Annotated in this window: 18 protein-coding genes; 14 read left to right on the top strand and 4 right to left on the bottom strand. The window is 38.1% G+C overall.

The window, feature by feature from the left end:
• The first annotated feature begins 3 nt into the window (after positions 1 to 3).
• Genes NAG76_00675 through NAG76_00665 form a run of 3 tightly spaced genes read left to right on the top strand, consistent with a single transcriptional unit; the run spans position 4 to position 2944 of the window.
• A complete protein-coding gene (locus NAG76_00675; protein URN94808.1) occupies positions 4 to 1065 on the top strand; it encodes an efflux RND transporter periplasmic adaptor subunit in 1062 nt (353 codons plus the stop codon).
• Complete coding sequence (locus NAG76_00670; protein URN94807.1) at positions 1062 to 1748, top strand: ABC transporter ATP-binding protein; 687 nt, start codon at positions 1062 to 1064, stop codon at positions 1746 to 1748. Before NAG76_00675 ends, NAG76_00670 begins: the two co-directional genes overlap by 4 nt.
• Entirely contained in the window at positions 1745 to 2944 is a 1200-nt protein-coding gene (locus NAG76_00665) for an ABC transporter permease (protein URN94806.1), read from the top strand. Before NAG76_00670 ends, NAG76_00665 begins: the two co-directional genes overlap by 4 nt.
• Positions 2945 to 3052: 108 nt before the next feature.
• Here NAG76_00665 and pflA read toward each other — a convergent pair whose 3' ends face one another.
• The 4 genes from pflA to NAG76_00645 form a co-directional block, all read right to left on the bottom strand.
• Entirely contained in the window at positions 3053 to 3793 is a 741-nt protein-coding gene (pflA, locus tag NAG76_00660; GenBank protein ID URN96729.1) for a pyruvate formate-lyase-activating protein, read from the bottom strand.
• 38 nt (positions 3794 to 3831) lie between these two features.
• Positions 3832 to 6093 carry a formate C-acetyltransferase gene (gene pflB / locus NAG76_00655; protein URN94805.1) on the bottom strand — a complete coding sequence of 754 codons (2262 nt, stop codon included), beginning with the start codon at positions 6091 to 6093 and terminating at the stop codon, positions 3832 to 3834.
• A 38-nt stretch (positions 6094 to 6131) separates the two neighbouring features.
• Positions 6132 to 8726, bottom strand: a complete 2595-nt coding sequence (gene adhE, locus NAG76_00650; protein ID URN94804.1) for a bifunctional acetaldehyde-CoA/alcohol dehydrogenase — start codon at positions 8724 to 8726, stop codon at positions 6132 to 6134.
• Between the two features lie 280 nt (positions 8727 to 9006).
• Positions 9007 to 9765 carry a Crp/Fnr family transcriptional regulator gene (locus tag NAG76_00645; protein URN94803.1) on the bottom strand — a complete coding sequence of 253 codons (759 nt, stop codon included), beginning with the start codon at positions 9763 to 9765 and terminating at the stop codon, positions 9007 to 9009.
• A gap of 185 nt (positions 9766 to 9950) precedes the next feature.
• Between NAG76_00645 and NAG76_00640 the strand changes: the two genes are divergently transcribed.
• The 11 genes from NAG76_00640 to NAG76_00590 all read left to right on the top strand — a co-directional run bounded on the left by NAG76_00640 (position 9951) and on the right by NAG76_00590 (position 20841).
• Positions 9951 to 10391 (top strand): GAF domain-containing protein, encoded by a 441-nt coding sequence (locus NAG76_00640; protein URN94802.1) that lies wholly within the window; start codon positions 9951 to 9953, stop codon positions 10389 to 10391.
• Between the two features lie 129 nt (positions 10392 to 10520).
• Positions 10521 to 11189 carry a response regulator transcription factor gene (locus tag NAG76_00635; GenBank protein ID URN94801.1) on the top strand — a complete coding sequence of 223 codons (669 nt, stop codon included), beginning with the start codon at positions 10521 to 10523 and terminating at the stop codon, positions 11187 to 11189.
• Positions 11179 to 12279 (top strand): histidine kinase, encoded by a 1101-nt coding sequence (locus tag NAG76_00630; GenBank protein ID URN96728.1) that lies wholly within the window; start codon positions 11179 to 11181, stop codon positions 12277 to 12279. The genes NAG76_00635 and NAG76_00630 overlap by 11 nt, the downstream gene beginning before the upstream one ends.
• Positions 12280 to 13048: 769 nt before the next feature.
• Complete coding sequence (locus NAG76_00625; GenBank protein URN94800.1) at positions 13049 to 13555, top strand: DoxX family membrane protein; 507 nt, start codon at positions 13049 to 13051, stop codon at positions 13553 to 13555.
• A gap of 38 nt (positions 13556 to 13593) precedes the next feature.
• Complete coding sequence (locus NAG76_00620) at positions 13594 to 13902, top strand: hypothetical protein (GenBank protein URN94799.1); 309 nt, start codon at positions 13594 to 13596, stop codon at positions 13900 to 13902.
• 200 nt (positions 13903 to 14102) lie between these two features.
• Positions 14103 to 15815: an alkaline phosphatase gene (locus tag NAG76_00615; GenBank protein ID URN94798.1), complete on the top strand. Its 1713-nt coding sequence runs from the start codon at positions 14103 to 14105 to the stop codon at positions 15813 to 15815.
• Positions 15816 to 15900: 85 nt separating this feature from the next.
• Positions 15901 to 16599, top strand: a complete 699-nt coding sequence (locus tag NAG76_00610; protein URN94797.1) for an ABC transporter ATP-binding protein — start codon at positions 15901 to 15903, stop codon at positions 16597 to 16599.
• 5 nt (positions 16600 to 16604) lie between these two features.
• Positions 16605 to 17813, top strand: a complete 1209-nt coding sequence (locus NAG76_00605; GenBank protein URN94796.1) for an FtsX-like permease family protein — start codon at positions 16605 to 16607, stop codon at positions 17811 to 17813.
• 16 nt (positions 17814 to 17829) lie between these two features.
• Positions 17830 to 18759 (top strand): hypothetical protein, encoded by a 930-nt coding sequence (locus tag NAG76_00600; GenBank protein URN96727.1) that lies wholly within the window; start codon positions 17830 to 17832, stop codon positions 18757 to 18759.
• A gap of 181 nt (positions 18760 to 18940) precedes the next feature.
• Positions 18941 to 19675 carry a response regulator transcription factor gene (locus NAG76_00595; protein ID URN94795.1) on the top strand — a complete coding sequence of 245 codons (735 nt, stop codon included), beginning with the start codon at positions 18941 to 18943 and terminating at the stop codon, positions 19673 to 19675.
• 80 nt (positions 19676 to 19755) lie between these two features.
• Positions 19756 to 20841 carry a sensor histidine kinase gene (locus tag NAG76_00590; protein ID URN94794.1) on the top strand — a complete coding sequence of 362 codons (1086 nt, stop codon included), beginning with the start codon at positions 19756 to 19758 and terminating at the stop codon, positions 20839 to 20841.
• The last annotated feature ends 54 nt before the right edge of the window (positions 20842 to 20895 follow it).

Raw genomic sequence — 20895 nt, 5'->3', positions numbered from 1 at the left:
ATAATGAAGCGAAAAAAGATCATTTGGACTACATTAATAATAATAGCGCTTATAGTGATAGCAGTTGTATTGTATTCGAGGCAAATAAATAACAATCAAGAGGTAACGGTTAGTTCTGCGGAGGAAGGATTAATAATTGAAACGCTCTATGCAAATGGAAAATTAGAGCCTATTGAGCGAAAAAACTATTTTGCTACTCTTAGTGGACAAGTGGAGGAGCTACTAGTAAGTAAAGGTGATATGATCGAAGTCGGACAAGTATTATTGCGCATGAATATTGAGCAATATGAGGAACAGATTAAGCTTGAGATGGTTAATCAACAAATTATTGTTGCACAGCGAACGCAGGTAGAAGAGGAATATAAGCAACGATTCAAGGAGCAAAAAAGAATAGATCCTGAGGGGTATATTGCGCCATTAGATGTGGCTCAATTTGATTTGCAAGTGGAACGTAGTCAACTGCTTATTGATTCCTATAACAAACAGATTGCACAACGTGAGGTAGTTGCTACTTCTGCAGGACTAGTGAGTGAGTTACATGTTCAGCAAGGAGAATACATTGTTCAAGGTAGTCCGCTACTTTTAGTTGAGGATGTATCTTCCTATCAAGTAAAGGCTTATATTAGCGAGATAGAAGCTAATAAGGTGAGCGAAGGGATGGAGGTTTCTATTCTTGGTGATTCATTCTCTCAAATCTATGATGGACAGATTCAATATATATCCGCGTTTGCAACGATGCAAGGTAGTAGTACTGATGCATCTGTAGAGATGCTTATCACACTTGATGGCGAGCAGCTTGGCTTACGATCAGGTTATAACGCTACCGTCGAAATCTCATTGGACGATGAGCCGAGATTACTGGTACCTATCGAGGCTGTATTCTATCAACTGGACCAAGCTTATATTTATCAGGTAATAGAGGGTATAGCGAATCAAGTTGCTGTAACAACAGGTAAAGAGAATGATACGCATATCGAAATAACAACTGGAATTCAAGAAGGTGATGTTATTGTAATTGAAGGAATGACCTCTCTGAAAGATGGCATTAAGGTGACTGTAAAATGATTGTAATGCGGGATATACATAAAGTTTATCGTAATGAATCAGTTGAAGTAACTGCACTCAATAACGTCTCACTGCATGTTCCAGCTGGTGAATATATTGCAATTATGGGTTCATCAGGCTCAGGGAAATCCACATTAATGAATATGATTGGATGTCTAGATGCACCGTCTTCTGGTGAGTATATATTGGATGGTGAGAAGGTCGACTCCCTATCACAATCACAATTAGCAAAGCTACGAAATGAAAAAATAGGCTTCGTATTTCAAAGTTTCAATTTACTTGGTAGACAATCGATCTTGCATAATGTAGAGCTGCCGATGATGTATGCTGGAATTGATAAAGCCAAGCGACGTGAACGCGCATTATATTTATTAGAAAAGGTCGGATTACAAAACCGTATAAAGCATCGTCCAAGTGAATTGTCAGGTGGTCAACGTCAGAGAGTTGCTATTGCAAGAGCGTTAACGATGAATGCTCCAGTTCTTCTAGCAGATGAACCGACAGGTAATCTTGATACGAAGTCATCTATTGATGTAATGGATTTATTTGCTCAAATACATGCAGAAGGTACAACAATTGTATTAGTAACTCATGAAAAGAACATTGCTGATCATGCGGAGCGGGTATTGTGGTTTGAAGATGGACAACTGAAGAAAGATACGAAAAATGGTGATCTTCAATGAATATATGGGAAACGATTCGATTAGCATTCGATAATGTGAGAGTCAATAAGCTTCGCTCATTATTAACAATGATTGGTATTGTTTTTGGTGTTGCAGCGGTTGTTACCGTTGTATCAATCGGTCAAGCAGGACAAAAATCTGTGATGGATACAATGTCTAGCTATAAACCCGGTTACTTTCTAATATATCCCGATGCAACAGATACTTCCAACTATCCAAATGCCATGTTCCGGATAAATGATATTAAAGAAATAAACAAATTAAGTAGTATTAGTCATGCTGCAGTTTCACAATTTTATAATTTAGAAGGTAAAAATAAATTAGATAAAGTGAAATTTTCAGTCACTGCAACTACTGCAGATATTGTGAAAATGATAAATATGAATATGATAGCAGGTCGCTATCTTCAAGCACAAGAAGTCAGTACAAGGCAAAAGGTTATCGTTATTGATAAAGAGGCAGCAACAAAATTATTTGGCTCACCAGAACAAGCGATTCAAAGAAAGATAAATTTTGAACAAGGGCAATTCAAAGTTATTGGAGTTTATGATGCTAAGAAAAGCGTTCTTGGAAATATCGGAGGAGAACAATTTTTTGCGTATATTCCACTAGAGGCATTACCTACAGCTAATGATGGAACCAGTAGTCGATTTGACTACTTAGAAGTAACTGCCGCTGATCCAACTAATATAGAGAGGGCAATTAAGGATTTATCTAGTCTTATGGCAGAACGACATCACGTTCCATTATCGATATATCAGTCCGTTACTGCACAAGAGAATGAACAGATGATTACAAGTACGTTTGGAATTATTCAACTCATCATAGGTTCTATCGCAGCTATATCTCTAATTGTTGGTGGAATTGGTGTTATGAATATTATGCTCGTATCGGTTACCGAACGAACAAGAGAAATTGGAATACGTAAAGCTATCGGAGCGACACCGAATGCCATTCGTATTCAATTTCTTATTGAATCGATGCTGCTATCGTTCATCGGTGGAGTTGTTGGTATATTATTTGGTTTATTAGCATCTTATATCTATTCTATTGCTTCAGGATGGCCTTATGTTATTTCCATCAAGGCAATTGTTATTGCATTTGTATTCTCATCTAGTGTGGGTGTATTTTTTGGTTTCTACCCTGCCAATAAAGCTTCGAAATTACATCCTATTGAGGCTTTGCGCTACGAATAATGAGCAGCAACTTATTTATCTTGAAATGAAAATATGCAGAAAACAATAAAATCCTCCTACTTCACATTGAAAGTGATGTAGGAGGATTTATTTTTCGGAAAATAATATTTAGATAATAACCGGAATGTTCAAAGATGATTCAAGTTGTTGCTTGATGCTTGCCATTTGCTCCCCAGTTGGAGGACGAACATGGTCAAGCTCATAGTCTAATCCAAGACTTTGCCACTTGAATTTACCCATTTCATGATATGGTAATAGCTCGATCTTTTCTACAGTAGGCATACTAGCGACCATATGTGCAAGTGCATCAACATCATCTGGATCAGTTGTAATGCCTGGAAGAACAACATGTCTAATCCATAATTTTGTACCATAATCAGTTACATGACGAGCCATTCTTAAGATACGCTCATTAGATTGAGTTGTTAGTATCTTATGCTTCTGTTCATTCACTAATTTTAGATCAAGCAAGATTAGATCAAGAACATCTAATAATCTCGTTGAGTCGAGATGAGATGGCTCGCAAAATCCAGATGAATCCATCGTAATATGAAGCTGATGTCTCCGTTTTAATTCTCTACCTAGTGCTGCAAGAAAAGGAGCTTGTAGTGATGGTTCGCCACCTGAGAAAGTGACTCCGCCGCCAGAAGAACGATAATAAGCGAGATAAGGTTCGATTTCTGCAATGACTTCATCTACTGTCATCACTTTTCCAGTTGTCATATCCCATGTATCTGGATTATGACAGAACTGACAACGAAGTGCACAACCTTGCATGAAGAGTACGAACCTAATGCCAGGACCATCAACAGTTCCGAACGTTTCGAAGGAGTGAATACGTCCTTTCATATGACGATCATGTTCTATTTGTTTTGCTAGATCAGTCATTACATTTCTCCGTGGAACGTACGACTAATGACCTCAAGCTGTTGCTCCTTCGTCAGCTTAATAAAGTTAACTGCATAACCAGATACACGAACCGTTAGTTGAGGATACAGTTCTGGATGTTCCATTGCATCTTGCAATGTCTCCCGGTCAAATACGTTCACATTAAGATGATGTGCATTTTGATACATATAAGTGTCTAATAGTGAAGTTAAGTTGTTTTTCTGAGTAGCTTCATCTTTACCAAGTGCACGACCGACAATTGAGAATGTGTTAGAAATACCATCAAGTGAATCGTCATAGGGTAGTTTTGCAACACTTGTCAGAGATGCTAGTGCTCCTTTACGATCACGACCATGCATTGGGTTAGCACCTGGTGCGAATGGTTCACCTGCTTTACGGCCATCTGGTGTTGTACCAGTTTTCTTACCATATACAACATTAGAAGTAATCGTAAGCACAGACTGCGTCGTAATTGCATTGCGATAAGTTGGATGCTTTCTTAGTTTCTCCATAAAGCGATGAACAAGATCTACAGCTATTTGGTCAACGCGATCATCATTGTTACCGTATTGAGGATATTCGCCTTCCGTACGGAAATCAACAGCAATACCTTGCTCATTACGAATCGGATATACTTTAGCGAATTTAATAGCGCTTAAGCTATCTGTAACGACGGATAGACCAGCAATACCGCATGCCATCGTGCGTAGAATTTCGCGATCATGAAGCGCGAATTCTAATCTTTCATAGCTATATTTATCATGCATATAATGAATGACATTCAACGTATTAATGTATAGTCCTGCAAGCCAATCTAGTACATGATCATAGCGTTGCATGACTTCTTCATAATCAAGCACTTCGGATTGAATAGCTGGAAGTGCTGCAGAAACGATCGCGATGTTCATTTTCTCGTCAACGCCGCCGTTAATAGCATATAACAACGCTTTAGCTAAGTTAGCTCTTGCACCGAAAAATTGCATTTGCTTGCCGATTCGCATCGCAGATACACAGCAGGCAATGCCATAGTCATCGCCGAATTTTGGTCGCATGAGATCATCATTTTCATACTGAATGGAACTTGTTTCAATGGATACTTTTGCACAATATTTTTTGAATGCATCTGGTAGATCATTAGACCAAAGCACTGTTAAGTTCGGTTCAGGAGATGGCCCAAGCGTATACAATGTATGCAGTATACGATAAGAAGATTTCGTAACCATCGGAATACCTTCACTAGTAATTCCACCAATAGATTCTGTTACCCAAGTTGGGTCACCACTAAATAATTCATTGTAATCAGGTGTACGAAGGAATTTCACGATACGTAATTTCATAACGAAGTGATCCACAAGTTGTTGTGCTTCTTGCTCAGTTAATTTACCTTCTTGTAGATCACGTTCTATATAGATATCGACAAATGTAGAAACACGACCTAAGCTCATTGCAGCGCCATTTTGCTCTTTAATGGCAGCAAGATAAGCGAAGTATAACCATTGAATCGCTTCTTTTGCATTTTCCGCAGGACGAGAGATGTCATAGCCATAAGTGGCAGCCATTTCTTTCAACTCTTGAAGGGAACGAATTTGTTCAGAATGCTCTTCACGTTCACGAATTGTGTCTTCATTCATTGGTGCAGCATCTGTTAATGTTTTGTCTGCTAATTTACATTGAATAAGATGATCAACACCATACAATGCAACGCGACGATAATCACCAATGATACGACCACGACCATATGCATCTGGTAGTCCAGTAATAATACCTGTTTTACGAGCAAGTCTCATCTCAGGAGTATATGCATCAAATACACCTTGGTTATGCGTTTTACGAATAGTAGTGAACACATCGATAAGCTCTTGTGGAATTTCATATCCATAGGCTTTGCATGCATCTACGACCATCTTAATACCACCGAATGGTTGGACTGAACGTTTGAATGGAGCATCCGTTTGAACCCCAACGATTTGTTCAAGGTCTTGATCGATATATCCAGCTCCATGAGAAGTAATGGTAGATACTGTTGTTGTATCCACATCCCAAACGCCACCGCGTGCTATTTCTTCGCGAGATAGTTGACTAATTCGATCCCAAAGCTTGTTAGTGGCTTCAGTTGCAGGAGCTAAAAACTGCTCATTACCTAGATAGGATGTCATATTGCGCACGATGAAATCTCTCACATCGATACCAATTGTCCATTGTCCCTCTTCAAAGTTACGCCATGCTACTACATTACCTGATACTGTGTCTAATGTGCTCATTATTAATTCCTCCTAGTCATGTTGCTGCTGAAGTATAATTATAGAAATTCACCATAGAAAGCTTGACGGTATAGTTGAGAAAGCTCAGATACTAATGGGAGTCTTGGATTATAATTCGTGTACTGATCCTCGAATGCTCGCTCGGCAAGATATTCAACTTTTGAGTCAAATGAAACTGCTGAGATGCCACATTGCTCGAAGCTTTCAGGTATACCAAGTGAACGATTAAGCTGCCTAACACATAGAATTAAACTATTCACACCTTCTGTTGTAGAATGTGCAGGTAATCCAGCTAACCGAGCGATTTCTGCATAACGTACATCAGCTTGGAAATGCTTATAGTTTGAGAAATTTTGAAACTTGGTTGGCCGAGAAGCATTGTAACGAATAATATGAGGCAACAGAATCGCATTGACTCGACCATGCGGCAATTGAAATTCCGCACTGAATTTATGAGATAGGCTATGACATATACCAAGAAATGCATTAGAAAATGCCATCCCTGCAATGGTTGATGCGTTATGCATTTTTTCACGTGCAACTGGATCTGCTATAGCATGCGATTTTTCTAGATTCTCAATGACTAATTGAATAGCCTTAATAGCTAGACCATCGCTAAAATCATTCGCCATGATGGAAACATAAGCTTCTATAGCATGAGTCAAAACATCCATACCGGTATCTCCAATTACTTTTGGTGAGAGAGAAGCGGTATATTCTGAATCGATAATTGCTACATCAGGTGTTAATTCATAATCTGCTAACGGATATTTGGAATGACCTTTGCTCACATCTGTAATCGTAGCAAAAGATGTTACTTCAGATCCGGTACCTGATGTTGTCGGAATAGCGACTAGCTTAGCTCGCTTACCAAGATGTGGATATTTGTATACTCGATTACGAATATTCATAAATTTCATTTTGATCGTGTCAAAGTTTGTTTCAGGGCTTTCATAGAATAACCACATCGCTTTGGCTGCATCGATAGCAGAACCACCACCAAGCGCGATAATACAATCTGGTTGAAAAGCGTTCATGCGATCAGTACCTTGCATTACGATATCTATCGTAGGCTCGTGTTCTACTTCGGTAAAAATCTCTATCTGCACAGGATCACTACGTTTGCGTAGGAAGTATTGGACTTTATCTACATACCCTAGCTCTTCCATACGCTGATCGGTGATGATGATGATCCGATGAATATCAGGCATTTTCGTCAAATACTGTGTAGCGCCAGCTGAGAAATACAACTTAGGTGGTATTTTGAACCATTGCATATCTACATTTCGATTAGAGACATGTTTAAGGTGAAGTAGCTCACTATTCATTCGCTGATGATTTGTTGATGATTGATAACCAAATGATGCGAATGGCAACTGTTCACGATCTTGATTACTCATTGCTGCTTGAATCGATGGTGCATTGACGATGACCCGATTACTAGATAAACGCTGACTGAATTTCTGAATGATTTGCTCATTATGGCTATGAATGATAGCCGAATGTTTACCATGTGCTAATGCAATAAGTTGCTGAGATAACGTAATTGCCATGTCAGCATCTTCTACAATGTACAGTGCTAGAATCGGACAAGCTTTTACTCCTGAAAAAGGGAATGATGCACCAACAAATTGTTGTGGAACAATGATTAGTTTCGTATCCTCAGGTATGTCTAACTCAGCGGCATGGGCAATTTCTATTGCTGATTTGCCGATATAATTATTATTGAGATTACCTTGCTCGCTATAGATGTGATTCATTAGCTTAGTACTTTCGTCTAAGTCAATGAAGTGACATCCTAACACTTTCATCATACGTACCACTTGATTATATATATGTTGATCTACTAATAGTGCTTGCTCAGAGGTGAACATCATACTATTGTCAAAATTTTTAGATAATATTAGATCTGTAATAGCCTGTTTCAAATCTGCAGAACGTTCAATATAGCAAGGAACGTTTCCATAAGAGACACTTAATGTTGATTTTCCTAGTTGTTTAGCCGTTTTCAATAATAGATCATCCCCATTGGAAATAACTAATGCAACATCTTCGTGGGACATTAATTCTAGTGTAGCTGCATGAGTGGATTGATCAACCCATTGAATGCAAAATGCTGGAGCCCCAGTGAGGATTGCTGCATCGCGAACACTTTGAACAGCTTCAATGCCACAATGAGTCACTTCTTTTTGGAAAACAAAGATAATCGGATTACGCGTTTTCACCGCAACTAAACATTGAAACAATGTAGTAGCAACAGGTGAGACTTCGGTAATTAAGGAAACAATTGTACCGATTGGCTCAGCAATTACTTTGTATTGCTCATACTGATTGTTCTCGATTTCTCCAACCGTTTTCATATATTTCAATTGATGATAAATGCTCTCCGTGGCATTCATATTCTTCATAATTTTATCTTCGAATACACCACGGTTGGTCTCGTCAAGCTCAAGCTTTGCAAGTTCCATATGTCGATTTATTCCTGCAAGTGCCATACGTTGAACAATTTCATCGATATGTTCTTGGCCCATCGTACTAAATTGCTGGGCAGCTATGCCTGCGCGCTCAATACATAGTTGAATATGCAGATCATCTTTATTGAAATGTTGGAGTTTCGACTCTCTTACTGCCATAGCTGATCACTCCTTAAACTTTTCGTACTTCTTAACCCTTATAACGAGGATAATAATTACATTGTAGAGTAGATAAGAGTGAAACGATGTGCTAAAAATCACAAAGTTCATGATGAATCGTTACGATTGTGTAGCAAAGAATTATCGTTATACACAGGTGCAAACTCAATAATAGGACAGGGAAATATAACGAAAAATCCCCATACAGTCAACAGTGTTAGGTTCAACAAATCTGGACGCTAACTCACTATCTACGATAAGGGGATTATTTGTATATAATTTATAATCTGCATATTTCTTTCGGACAAGTTGGACAGATCGGACAACCTGCCATTTCTTTCAAAGCTTCAATATCTGTAACTTTTAGGTAACCAGTTCCTTCACTAATGACGATACCATCTTTTTTCATAGAAGCTAACAAGCGATTAATACCTTCTCTAGTTGTTCCCACTAACTCTGCCAGCTCATTGTTTGTTAATTTAATATCAATATGAATGTGATTAGCATCCTTTTCACCAAAGCTATTGCATAGACGGATAAGTGTAGATGCAAGTGCACCAGTTTTTCCACCCATTAGTAAATCTCTTAACTTGGATTCGGTCTTGCGTTGGATAAGACCCATCCACATCGCATAACGATAAGCAAAATCACCGTATTTGACCATAAGCATCTCAAGTTGCAATCTAGGGATAATCCCTACTTCTACTTGATCAATCGTTTCCGCAGTATAACGATGGGTTGTATCCCAAGCATCAATGTCGGCGATCATATCATCAGGTTGTAGAATAGAAAGTAGAAGATCTTTGCCATCAGAAGTAGACTTACGCAGTTTAATGCGACCTTTCAAAATCCAATACACTGCATTCGCTTCGTCACCTTCCCAGAATAGGTGTGTGCCGGCAGAGTATTTTTTGGTATGCATAACTGAAGCAAGAATATCGAGTTGCTCTTCGGTAAACACTGTGCTTAGAGAACCAGGTCTATGATTGCTGCTCGGTCTTTTTACTTTAGTTGCCTCTATATCGTAATAAATACTCATCTAAGCTTCATCCTTTCTGGTGCGGTTTATATATCTATACTATACGTTGTTATGATCATACTTAATATCGGGGAATCCCCTACATCTGTTTAAGGTATCTCCCTAACATACATATGAACACTAGCCTGTTAATATTAGGGTAAAGCAAATACTATTGGATTAACTAGTCAGAAAGGAGCAGGTTTATGACTCCAACTCAAATTTTTGTGGAAGAACAACTACAACAATTGTTAATGCGCACACAAAGTGATCTAACCGCTATTGGAGTTTTAGATCGGGCAACTAGAAAGATCCAATGGTATTCCGTGTATGGCAGTGTAAGTAATCGTACGCAGCGCATTAGACAACAGATTAATATTGGTCTAACGGGTGAAGTACTCCGTACTGGACGGTTCTTACAAACACGTGCTACCAAGCAGGAACTATTTGATTTGGGCGAATCTATTATGATGACAGAGAAGCTTCTCCATGCAGCAGCATGGCCAATCATATTTAACGACCTGCAAATATACGGTACTATATTTATAGGTAAACGTAATGAAGGAAACTATAACACTCAGCAGATTGAAGCGGGAACAGAGATTGTACATGATCTTGCTAATTTCTGCGCTCAATACTTTATATAATAGTAACTATAAAGCCTAATCGCTTACTGTCCCTTATAGAAAACTACGGAATTCTTACATTTTGCTGTTAACATTCTCGTTTACAGTTATAATAAATGTAGATAATGCCGTGATGAAAGGGTTGTAGAGATGATTAGGCTTCTTATATGCGATGATCACGCAGTTGTTCGATCAGGTCTATCGATGCTATTACATGGTCGTTATGACATAGAGGTTGTAGGTGAAGCATCTGAGGGTAATGAAGCAATTGCTCTCGCAAGTGAGCTTTTACCTAATGTTATACTTATGGATTTAAGTATGCCGCATGGTAAGGATGGAATGACCGCGTCTGCAGAACTGAAAAAGCTACTGCCGCAAGTGAATATTCTTATTTTGACGATGCATGATGATGAGCAATATTTGTTCCAAGCGATTAAGGTTGGGGCTTCTGGATATATACTTAAAAATGCCCCTCATGATGAACTAGTTAGTGCAATTCAAGCTGTAGCGAAAGGTGAAGCTTATCTTTATCCTTCAGCTACAAAGACGTTAATGAGCGAATTTATGAATCGCCAAAGTATAGGGACAACAGATGATACAGCTTATATGAATCTTTCTGAACGTGAGAAGGAAGTGTTAAGTTGGCTTGCTAAAGGGTATGCGAACAAAGAAATAGCTCAAAATTTATTTATCAGTGTGAAGACGGTTGAAGCTCATAAAAGTAACATTATGGAGAAGCTTAGCTTGAAAACTAGACCAGAGTTGATTAAATTCGCTTTGCAAAAGGGGCTGCTACAATTTGATGAAGATGAGCAATAATCGAAACCGTCGGCAATACTTTGAACATATAGATGTACTCCTTTCTCGCTTAGAAGAAGTGATGGAAGATCAAGAATTGTTTGAACGTACAAAGAAATCATTAGCTGAATTAATTGATGTGCAATTTGCATTAGGTGTATCTTCGATCGTTGCAATTACAGATGTGCGTGGCAAAATACAATACGTTAATGATAAGTTCGTAGAAATATCGAAATACTCGGAAAAAGAACTAATCGGTCGAGATCATCGTATTATTAATTCTGGTCATCATCCGAAAGCTTTTTTCAAAGAGTTATGGAGTACGATTGCTCGAGGAGAAGTATGGACAGGTGAGATTAAGAATCGTGCGAAAGACGGTACATACTATTGGGTAAATACGACGATTGTTCCATTTCTAGATGAATTTGATCAGCCATACCAATACTTAGCGATTCGTAATGAAGTAACTAAGCTTAAGGATGCACAAAAAGATCTTAAAGATATGATGGTAAAAGTGATGGAAGTTCAAGAGGAAGAGCGCAAACGAATTTCTAGAGAATTGCATGATGGTATCGGGCAGAGTCTATTTTCCTTCATGATTCAAATCGATAGAATGTTAGCGGACCATGAACAATTAACGGAACTTCAGCAACTGAGAGCTAATGTAGCTTCGATGATGCAAGATGTTCGTAGTATGGCATGGCAACTGCGTCCCTCTGTTCTTGATGATCTCGGTGTTGAACCAGCAATTAAAACCTATTTGGACAACTACACCGAACATTTTGGAATTAAAGTTCAATTAGTTGGTCGGTTGAAGCAGCGTATGACTTCTATGAAGGAAACGGTTATTTACCGAATTATTCAAGAGGGCTTAACTAACATTGCGAAATACGCAGATGTTGATGAGGCGGTCGTCTCTTTTGAAGATAAAAGTGAGCAAGTCTTAATTACCATTAGTGATCAAGGCGTAGGTTTCAATTATGCTGAGCTGGAGCGTACTGGAGTAGGTTTATTCAGTATGGAGGAGCGTGCCAACAGTGTTGGAGGTACACTTCTAGTATCTTCTGAATCAGGAAAAGGGACGCGAATAACACTTGCTATGCCGAAATAATTTCATCAATTATTAATGAAAAAACGACTATTATTAGGGATTCTCCTAAGCATGGTCGTTTTTGTGTAATCCTATCAAATATCTACGAGCGCATACTATACGAATCTACGTTAAATATTCTACAGAAAATATTACTAATTTATGGTATGAATCGGAGTATAATCATCACAAAGTCGTTAATACTACGAAATAGGATCATGAAAGAGGTCATAACCTACCGACTTTCATAATCTTTTTTTCTTCTTCTCTATGGCGTGTATCCTTCGGTTGGGGTATGCGCCTGTTTTAATTAGACGTTATCATTTTTTCTATTGTTACGTACTCTTACTCTAATGAAATCAATTAGCTGTCCAAGTATCGCCCAAAAAGCTATATGAAGTAAATAAAGAATGGGTCTGAACCAAACAGTAGTATCTGGATTTGTATTGATTTTTGTTAACCAGTTTTCAAAAAACCAGCTTATTGGATTTGTTATAAAAATGATCAGGTTATAATCATCACTTCCTGAAAAATTAAAAAAGCATATCAAAAATGAAAGTATAATAAACCAAAACGAAAACCTTTTTATAATCGTCACCATTGACCAACTCCAATGTTAGATTAATAGCACAAATACTTTAGATAATGGTAACATCACCCTTGTTTTTTTACCGATGAAATCCCCTCAAAAAATAATGTGAATTATTTCACTATATTTGTGATTTTAATCACATACTCGCATAAAGTACCATCGTATACTAAGGGCATAAAGAAACAAGGAGTGATTGATATGTTAAAGTTTTGGAGAGAAAATAAAATCGCAGCCGCTATAGTGGCAATAGTAAGGATCGTATTGGGATACCAATGGATTACAAGTAGCTGGGGCAAAATATCTGGCGGAGAATTCACTGCAGCAGGATATCTACAAAACGTGGTAACGAATCCAGTTGCAAAAGGTGATGAAGTGCTATATCCCGTATATAACGCATTTATCGAGCATGTTGCATTACCGAATGTAGGTATTATCGATTTCATTCTACCTTGGGGCGAGTTTCTTGTAGGTGTCGGATTAGTTCTTGGTGTTCTAACTTTACCAGCCGCATTCTTTGGTCTACTAATGAACTTCATGTTCATGTTCGCTGGAACAGTTAGTACTAACCCTTATATGATTCTTCTTGGATTTATCGTAATGCTAGCTGCTGGTAACGCAGGTAAATTCGGTGGTGACTTCTTCGTACTTCCATGGTTGAAACAAAATGTTGGTGTTAAACTGGCAACACGCTTCAAAAAAGGTTAAAATAGCTTAAAACAACATGAAAGGGGTTATTTTGAATAATGGCGCTTCGAGAATGTATATTTCACTTCAAATTTATTGAAGGTCAAGATACGAAAATGCTTAGAGCACTAATCTTCCTTCCCGACGATCGTAACCCTAGTATTAAAGATTTCATTGCAGCATTCGCTCAGTTAGGGTATCATGTTCAGCTTGAAAATGAGCAAGAGCTTATATTTGCCCCAACAAGTGCTAACGAAACTTATAAACTTGATATTACAAAAATCGAGATTAAGGGTGGAGATGATTCTCCACAGCATGATGGAGAACTGAAATCAATTATTGAACATCTCCGCGGAGGCAGATGGTAGTAATTTCGAACAATAGGATAATAAAAAGCGTAGTCTAACGAACAATAGACTACGCTTTTTCTATGTGCACTTAACATACAACTACTTTAAATCCCTTTAATTTACATTACTTATATATTTTCATAATACTCTCTTAACGTTTGTTTTGGATAATAAGGAAGTAATGAATTGGTTAGGAACATACAAATGGAGGGATTAATTTGAAAAAGAAAGTTATTAAAGCAGTGCTAGCAAGCTGCCTCGTATTCTCTACTTTATCCATTCATCCAGTTCTAGCAGTAGACAACCAAACATCTGCAAGTGCAAAGTCAAAAAATCTTATCGTATTAATTGGAGATGGGATGGGACCTGCACAAGTATCAGCAGCTCGAAATTATTTGATGTACAACAAGAATATCAATCATTTAACGCTTGATAGCATATATGTTGGTCAAGCCACTACATACGCAGACCGTGGTGAAGATGGTGGCACAATTGTATCTGGTGTCGTAACTGATTCTGCTTCAGCTGGAACTGCATTTGCAACAGGTAACAAAACCTATAATGCTGGAATTAGTGTTTCTAACGAAGATGTATCAAAACCATTCGCTTCTATTATCGAAGCAGCAGAAGTAGCCGGCAAAGCTACGGGACTTGTAACGACAGCTCGTATTACACACGCAACACCAGCGGTATATGCTTCACATGTTCGTAGTCGTGATAATGAGTCTGCTATTGCATCACAATATTTAGAAAGTGGTGTAGATGTGTTGTTCGGTGGTGGTAGCTCATTCTTCCTAAGTAAAGCTGACGGCGGTAAGCGAACAGACAAAAGTATCATTACTGATTTTGAAGCAAAGGGCTATTCCTATATAGATAACGCTTCGGAACTTCAATCATTAACAGCAACTAGTGGTAAAGCACTAGGTTTGTTCAGTAGCTCTCATATTCCTTATGTGCTAGATCGGACAGCTGAAATACCAACACTTGCTCAAATGACGACAAAAGCACTCAGCATTCTAGAGCAAGATGAAGATGGTTTTACCATAATGATTGAAGGAGGTCGTATTGACCATGCGTCGCATGCGAATGACTTCCCTTCAACTGTACAGGAAGTTCTTGATTTCGATGCAGCTGTAAAAGTAGCACTAGACTATGCCAAAAAAGATGGCAATACTTCAGTAGTAATTACAGCTGACCATGAGACGGGTGGTTTATCATTATCTCGCGATAATATTTATGAGATGAATCTAGATCTATGGGATAAGCAAGTTCATTCATCAGAGTATATGGTTAGTAAACTTAATGCTGCTGTAACTATTGATGATATCAAAAAGATTGTGAAAGCAAATACTTGGATTACTGATCTTACTGATGAGGAAGCGAAAATCATTCTTGCAGGAGATGGCTCTTCCTATGGAAGAGAAGGTGGGTATAACCAAGTAATTAGCAAAAGATTGCTAGTTGGTTGGAGCGGTCATGGTCATTCTGCAGTAGATGTTGGGGTATGGGCATATGGTCCAATCGTTGAACAAGTGAGTGGTCAGATCGATAATACGCAAATCGCGAAAGCTTCCGCGCAAATTATTGAGGTTGATCTTACGACTACATCTGCAACGATGCAAGCGAAATATTTATATCCTAAGTTCAAGATTACACGTGATAATGAAGTTTTATATCCAGCTAAAGCTCTTGCTGAGGCACTTGGTGCAAAAGTTGAATGGAATGCTGCTGCTCACTTAATTACTATTACAAGTGGTGCTAATGTTATGAAAGTAGAAACTAACAAACTTGAGGTTAATCTTAACGGCACTAATACAGGACTACGAGGTCATCTCGACAATGGTAAGCTATACTTGTCTCTAGCTTCATTTAATAAACTTACAGGTAAAAATATGACTTGGGACTCTTTATCTGAGCGTATTGTGAAGTAATGACTTGTAACACAAGTAATAATGATGGACAGGGGAGCATTGCTCTCCTGTCCATTTTCACAACAGAAAGGAGTGTTACATCGTAATGGAAAACATGATCGTAGTTAAAGGGCTAGAAAAATCATATAAGGTGCATCAGCGAGCACTTCCGATTATTAATATTTCTTCATGGTCTGTGAAAAAAGGTGAGCGAATAGCACTTCTTGGACCGAGTGGCAGTGGGAAAAGTACCTTGCTTCATATTGTTGGTGGTATTTTAACTGTTGATTGTGGAGCTGTTGAAGTTGCAGGAGAACTTATTAGCGAGATGAATGAAGCGCAAAGGGATCGATTTCGTGCCAATAAGTTAGGCTATGTTTTTCAAGATTTTTATTTGATCCCTTCACTCACTGCGCAGCAGAATGTTGAGCTTGTAATGGAACGTAAATTAACTAAAGGTGAGCGTACTAAGCTGATTGATCAATGGTTTGAACGAGTAGGGCTTACAGGGAAGCAGAATCAGCGTCCTCATCAATTATCACGTGGGCAGCAACAACGCATAGCTATTATCCGTGCATTAATTAATGATCCTCTGCTTATTCTTGCGGATGAGCCGACAGGAAGTTTAGACTGGGAAACTGCAGCACTCATTATGAAATTGTTACTAGATATATGCGAAGAGAACAATACGACTCTGTTGACGGTGACGCATGACTTACATTTAGCGCAGTTGTATCCTACAACATTTCAAATGGACAATATTAATTTATGTATAGGGCATCAAGCACTCTCGGGGAAAGGGTGAAACAGATGAATGGTTGGAAATATATATGTAACAATTTGCGATATCGCTCTTTTTTGTCTGCATTAACTGTATTTGCTGTCATGATTACAGTAGCATTATTCGTTCTTCTACTCATGAGCAAGGATAGTGTAGAGCATGGTGCGCAAAAAGGATATGGTCCGTTTGAGCTAGTCATTGGAGCTGATGGAAGTGATTCACAGCTCATACTTAATACTTTTTACCGTGTAGGAGTGCCAACAGGAAATATTCCACTAGAGCTACTTAGTATTATTGAAAAAAGTGAGTACACCGATGAAGCTTTTGGAATGACAACTGGCGATAATTATAATGGCTATCCGATTGTTGGGATTTCTCCTGCTTATTTTGCTACTAGATATGAAAATCGTCATCTGGAAGAAGGACATTTATATGCAGCGCTAGGTGAGGTTACTATTGGTTATGCAGTAGCGAAAGAGCTTGGTGTGCAAGTTGGAGATCAGTTCATTGGTGCACATGGATTAGTCGAACATGTTGATCTTGATCATGAAAGTCATGAACAAGATGTAGAAGATACACATAATAGTTTTCATTATAAAGTTGTAGGTATATTACCTAAGTTAAACACTGCTGATGATAGAACCGTATTTACCAGGTTGGAAAATGCTTGGGCCATTCATAATGATGAAGATAGCACCAAAGAAATAACTTCAATTATAGTTAAACCGGCATCGTTAGTCGGTATTCAATCAATGAAACAACAAATCGATGCTATGGATAATGTGCAAGCTGTCTATTCAAGTAAAGCAGTGGCTGATGTATTAAATGTAGTCGATACAGGTTCTCAATTACTCATGATTGTCATGTCTATTTGCGTATTACTAGCGATGGCAGCGCTACTCCTTGCATTAACAGCATCCATTCAAGAGCGTAAGCGTGATGTAGGATTGCTTCGCTTAATTGGTAAGTCTAAAGTATATATATTAAGTACTCTTATAGCAGAAGGACTCGCTTTAGCAGTAATAGGTTTAGTAGCAGGAATTGTACTGGGTCATATTGCAGGAGCTGTCATAAGTGATTCATTATTCATTCAAACGGGCGTTCAATTGCAAGCGTTCCAGATCGCTACGTACGAGTGGCTTCTAGTTGTAGTAACTTTATCACTTGCTATACTCGCATCATTAGGACCTACGTTGAAAGTTTATCGCACTGATGCATTAACATTGTTTCGCAATTAAAGGAGGGGTAGTATTGATGCATCATCAAATGAAAAACATTAAAACGAGTGGATGTATACTTGTTATATTATTTATGCTTGCAGGTTGCGGTGAGCAGAAGTCAAATGAGCAAGTGGGCTCTTTTAGCGAAGGAGTTACGCTTACCGCTGAATCAGTAGACTCAACATCTACGTTAGCAACTGCACCAACACTTTCTAACGACAATAGTAAAAAGGATATCGTCTCATATGAACAGATGGAGCTTCAGACCGAAAGTACTGATATTCATTCTGACCAGTCTGTTTTACCTACACCCCAAGTGAGCAAGGAAGATAAATCTAAGCAATCAACTCCAACATTAATTCCCCCAACTATACCAACAGAGCAAGTTTCAACACAACAACAAGAACAAAAACAAGATAAACAAGAGCAAAAAGTAAAAGAACAAAAAGACCAACAATCAACGTCAACACAAGCAATAACAATTAATCAATCTAGTAACAATGAAGAGTCGATACTAACACCGACAAAGAAATCCCCTATAGAGCAGGTTAAACCTACAAGTGTTCCGAATAAAGAGACAACGAAAAGCAAGTATCAATCTATTAGTTGGAATGGCTTCTTTGATAACGAAGAACAGAATACTCCTTCAGATGACTTTTGGGATCTCTCTGAAGCGAAATCAACCGTTCAAATTAAAGGGTTTATGGGGGAGATACTCTCTTTAGATAAAAACTGGTTTTTGCTTATACCAGAGCCTGGTGCTGAATGTCCCTTTGATAATGGGGATGAAACCTATTGGAATAAAATAATGATCGTCTATGTTGAGGACAAAGCGAAGCTACGCTATACATCCAAGCCACTTCAAATTACTGGCCGACTAGATGTAGGCGTTAAAGTGGATGAGTCTGGTTACAAAACAATGTTCCGACTATACGATGCGAAGTTTGAAGAAATTAAAGAGTAACATTATTTTAATATTGGATAGATGATATGATGGTATTGGAAAGTTGATTTTTTTAGATGGTTTGATCTATTATGGAGTGGACACCTCCTCTGTATTATAGTGACGGTTCAATACTCTCACTATGCTAAACGGAGTGGTGTCTTTCTATTATGTAACTTGCTATAAGAAAAGGAGTTATACGATGTACTCGATTATGATTGTTGAGGACGATCCGAAAATTGCACAAGTATTAAAGTTGAAGTTAGAGCAATATAGCTATGAAGCAATAATTGCACACGATTTGAAAAATATTATGGAACAATTTGAGCAAATAAAACCGCATATGCTGTTATTAGATATTAATTTACCATATTTCGATGGTTTCTATTGGTGTAGGCAAGTACGTAAAAATTACAATATACCGATTATATTCATCTCCGCAAGAGATGGTGAAATGGATCAAGTTATGGCTATAGAAAATGGTGGAGATGATTATATTACGAAGCCTGTACAACTTGAACTACTAGTTGCCAAAGTAAGAAGTCAATTGCGCAGAGCATATGGAGAATATGCGATTAATCCGATAAGTTCATCCGTAATGGATGAAGGTTTGCTCTCGGATAATGATGGAGAGATCGGGAAAATTGAAATAGAGGGCATGACGCTGTGGCTTTCACGTAATGAACTAAGCTATAAACAAAAACTAGTTGATTTAACGAAAAATGAATTGCTACTTGCTGAATGTTTTTTTACGTATTACGGTGAAGTTGTGACCCGAGACCAGTTGTTGGAATCCTTATGGGATGATATTCAGTTCGTAGATGACAACACGCTAACAGTCAATATGACGAGATTGCGTAAAAAGTTTGCTGAATTGGGGTTACCTTCTGTTATCGAGACGATTCGCGGACAGGGTTATAAACTGAAGCTTGTGTAACTCTACAATGTATAATGTACATACACAAGAAAACATAGTGCGAAAAGCCTTCAATTGAAGGTGGAATGGAGTATTACGATATGAAAAGAAAATTCCCAATGTTACGCATGTATATATCTGATCAAAAATATTATATATTCATTTATTATGTTGCATGCGTATTAGGTGCAGCATTATTTATATTGGAATGGAAAAGAACGAGTGGAACTATTGATCTCGGAACTATGAGTTACTTTATTATATTCACTACAATTATATTGCTATGTTGGCTATTTATTAATTACTTCAGAATTAAGCCATACTATGAATCATTATCTAAAGCATTAATAGCTGAAGATCCTCTCTATGCGGTTCAGTTGTTGCAGGATGCACGCACAAGTGAACAACGGCATATGAAGCAACTACTTCTTAATCAGCAATCGATGTACATGGAGCAATTAGATATTTTGCGTAGGAAGCAAGAAATTCAATATCATTTTACATTGCAATGGGTTCATCAGATGAAAACACCTGTGTCAGTCATAGATATGTTAATGCAACAAGCTCAAGATGGAGTTAAACATAAAGCGCCTATGCACTTGCAAGAGCAAGCAGAGTTATTTACAAGCATTCAAGAGGAATCCAATAGGTTGGAATCTGGACTTGAGATGATGCTTCATTCGGCAAGAGTAGACAAGCTTGAACTTGATCTTTCTATTCGATCAGTTCCATTGCATGAAGTAACACGAGATATTATCAATCGTTACAAACGAATTTGTATTCAATACAATATCTATCCTCGGATTGTTGGGGAAGCGACTGCATCAACAGATCAGAAATGGTTCAGTTTTGTTATGCATCAGATCATTAGTAATGCGTTGAAATATAGCAAACCAGTTGCAGGAAATAAGACATTAACTATACAGTTTGAACAGACAAAGTATCTCACAACGGTAAAAGTAATTGATCAAGGCATTGGCATTGCAGTAAGCGATATTCGCCGTGTGTTCCAGCCATTTTTCACGGGCGAAAACGGTAGAACGTTCGGTGAGTCCACCGGTATGGGACTTTATCTAGCGCAAGAGGTTTGTCAGCGACTAGGACATAAACTTACTGTCGAATCGGAGTTAGGAGAAGGAGCAACATTCATCATAACGATTCAATCGACAGGCATTCATCAGCTGTAGTTGTTGGTAAGAGAGTACATACAGGCTTTCGTTGGAGGTCATATTCGATGTCGA

Source organism: Candidatus Pristimantibacillus lignocellulolyticus, assembly GCA_023639215.1.
GTDB classification, from domain to species: Bacteria; Bacillota; Bacilli; order Paenibacillales; family Paenibacillaceae; genus Pristimantibacillus; species Pristimantibacillus lignocellulolyticus.
This window is presented reverse-complemented; position numbering and strand designations above follow the sequence as displayed.

Excerpts from the sequence above, each read along its gene's own strand:
- NAG76_00630 (URN96728.1), top strand. The coding sequence starts at position 11,179 with ATGAGCAATAATCGAAACCGTCGGCAATACTTTGAACATATAGATGTA.
- NAG76_00665 (URN94806.1), top strand. The coding sequence starts at position 1,745 with ATGAATATATGGGAAACGATTCGATTAGCATTCGATAATGTGAGAGTC.
- NAG76_00610 (URN94797.1), top strand. The coding sequence starts at position 15,901 with ATGGAAAACATGATCGTAGTTAAAGGGCTAGAAAAATCATATAAGGTG.
- NAG76_00640 (URN94802.1), top strand. The coding sequence starts at position 9,951 with ATGACTCCAACTCAAATTTTTGTGGAAGAACAACTACAACAATTGTTA.
- NAG76_00625 (URN94800.1), top strand. The coding sequence starts at position 13,049 with ATGTTAAAGTTTTGGAGAGAAAATAAAATCGCAGCCGCTATAGTGGCA.
- NAG76_00670 (URN94807.1), top strand. The coding sequence starts at position 1,062 with ATGATTGTAATGCGGGATATACATAAAGTTTATCGTAATGAATCAGTT.
- pflB (URN94805.1), bottom strand. The coding sequence starts at position 6,093 with ATGAGCACATTAGACACAGTATCAGGTAATGTAGTAGCATGGCGTAAC.
- adhE (URN94804.1), bottom strand. The coding sequence starts at position 8,726 with ATGGCAGTAAGAGAGTCGAAACTCCAACATTTCAATAAAGATGATCTG.
- NAG76_00590 (URN94794.1), top strand. The coding sequence starts at position 19,756 with ATGAAAAGAAAATTCCCAATGTTACGCATGTATATATCTGATCAAAAA.
- pflA (URN96729.1), bottom strand. The coding sequence starts at position 3,793 with ATGAAAGGACGTATTCACTCCTTCGAAACGTTCGGAACTGTTGATGGT.
- NAG76_00600 (URN96727.1), top strand. The coding sequence starts at position 17,830 with ATGCATCATCAAATGAAAAACATTAAAACGAGTGGATGTATACTTGTT.
- NAG76_00635 (URN94801.1), top strand. The coding sequence starts at position 10,521 with ATGATTAGGCTTCTTATATGCGATGATCACGCAGTTGTTCGATCAGGT.
- NAG76_00645 (URN94803.1), bottom strand. The coding sequence starts at position 9,765 with ATGAGTATTTATTACGATATAGAGGCAACTAAAGTAAAAAGACCGAGC.
- NAG76_00595 (URN94795.1), top strand. The coding sequence starts at position 18,941 with ATGTACTCGATTATGATTGTTGAGGACGATCCGAAAATTGCACAAGTA.
- NAG76_00675 (URN94808.1), top strand. The coding sequence starts at position 4 with ATGAAGCGAAAAAAGATCATTTGGACTACATTAATAATAATAGCGCTT.
- NAG76_00605 (URN94796.1), top strand. The coding sequence starts at position 16,605 with ATGAATGGTTGGAAATATATATGTAACAATTTGCGATATCGCTCTTTT.
- NAG76_00620 (URN94799.1), top strand. The coding sequence starts at position 13,594 with ATGGCGCTTCGAGAATGTATATTTCACTTCAAATTTATTGAAGGTCAA.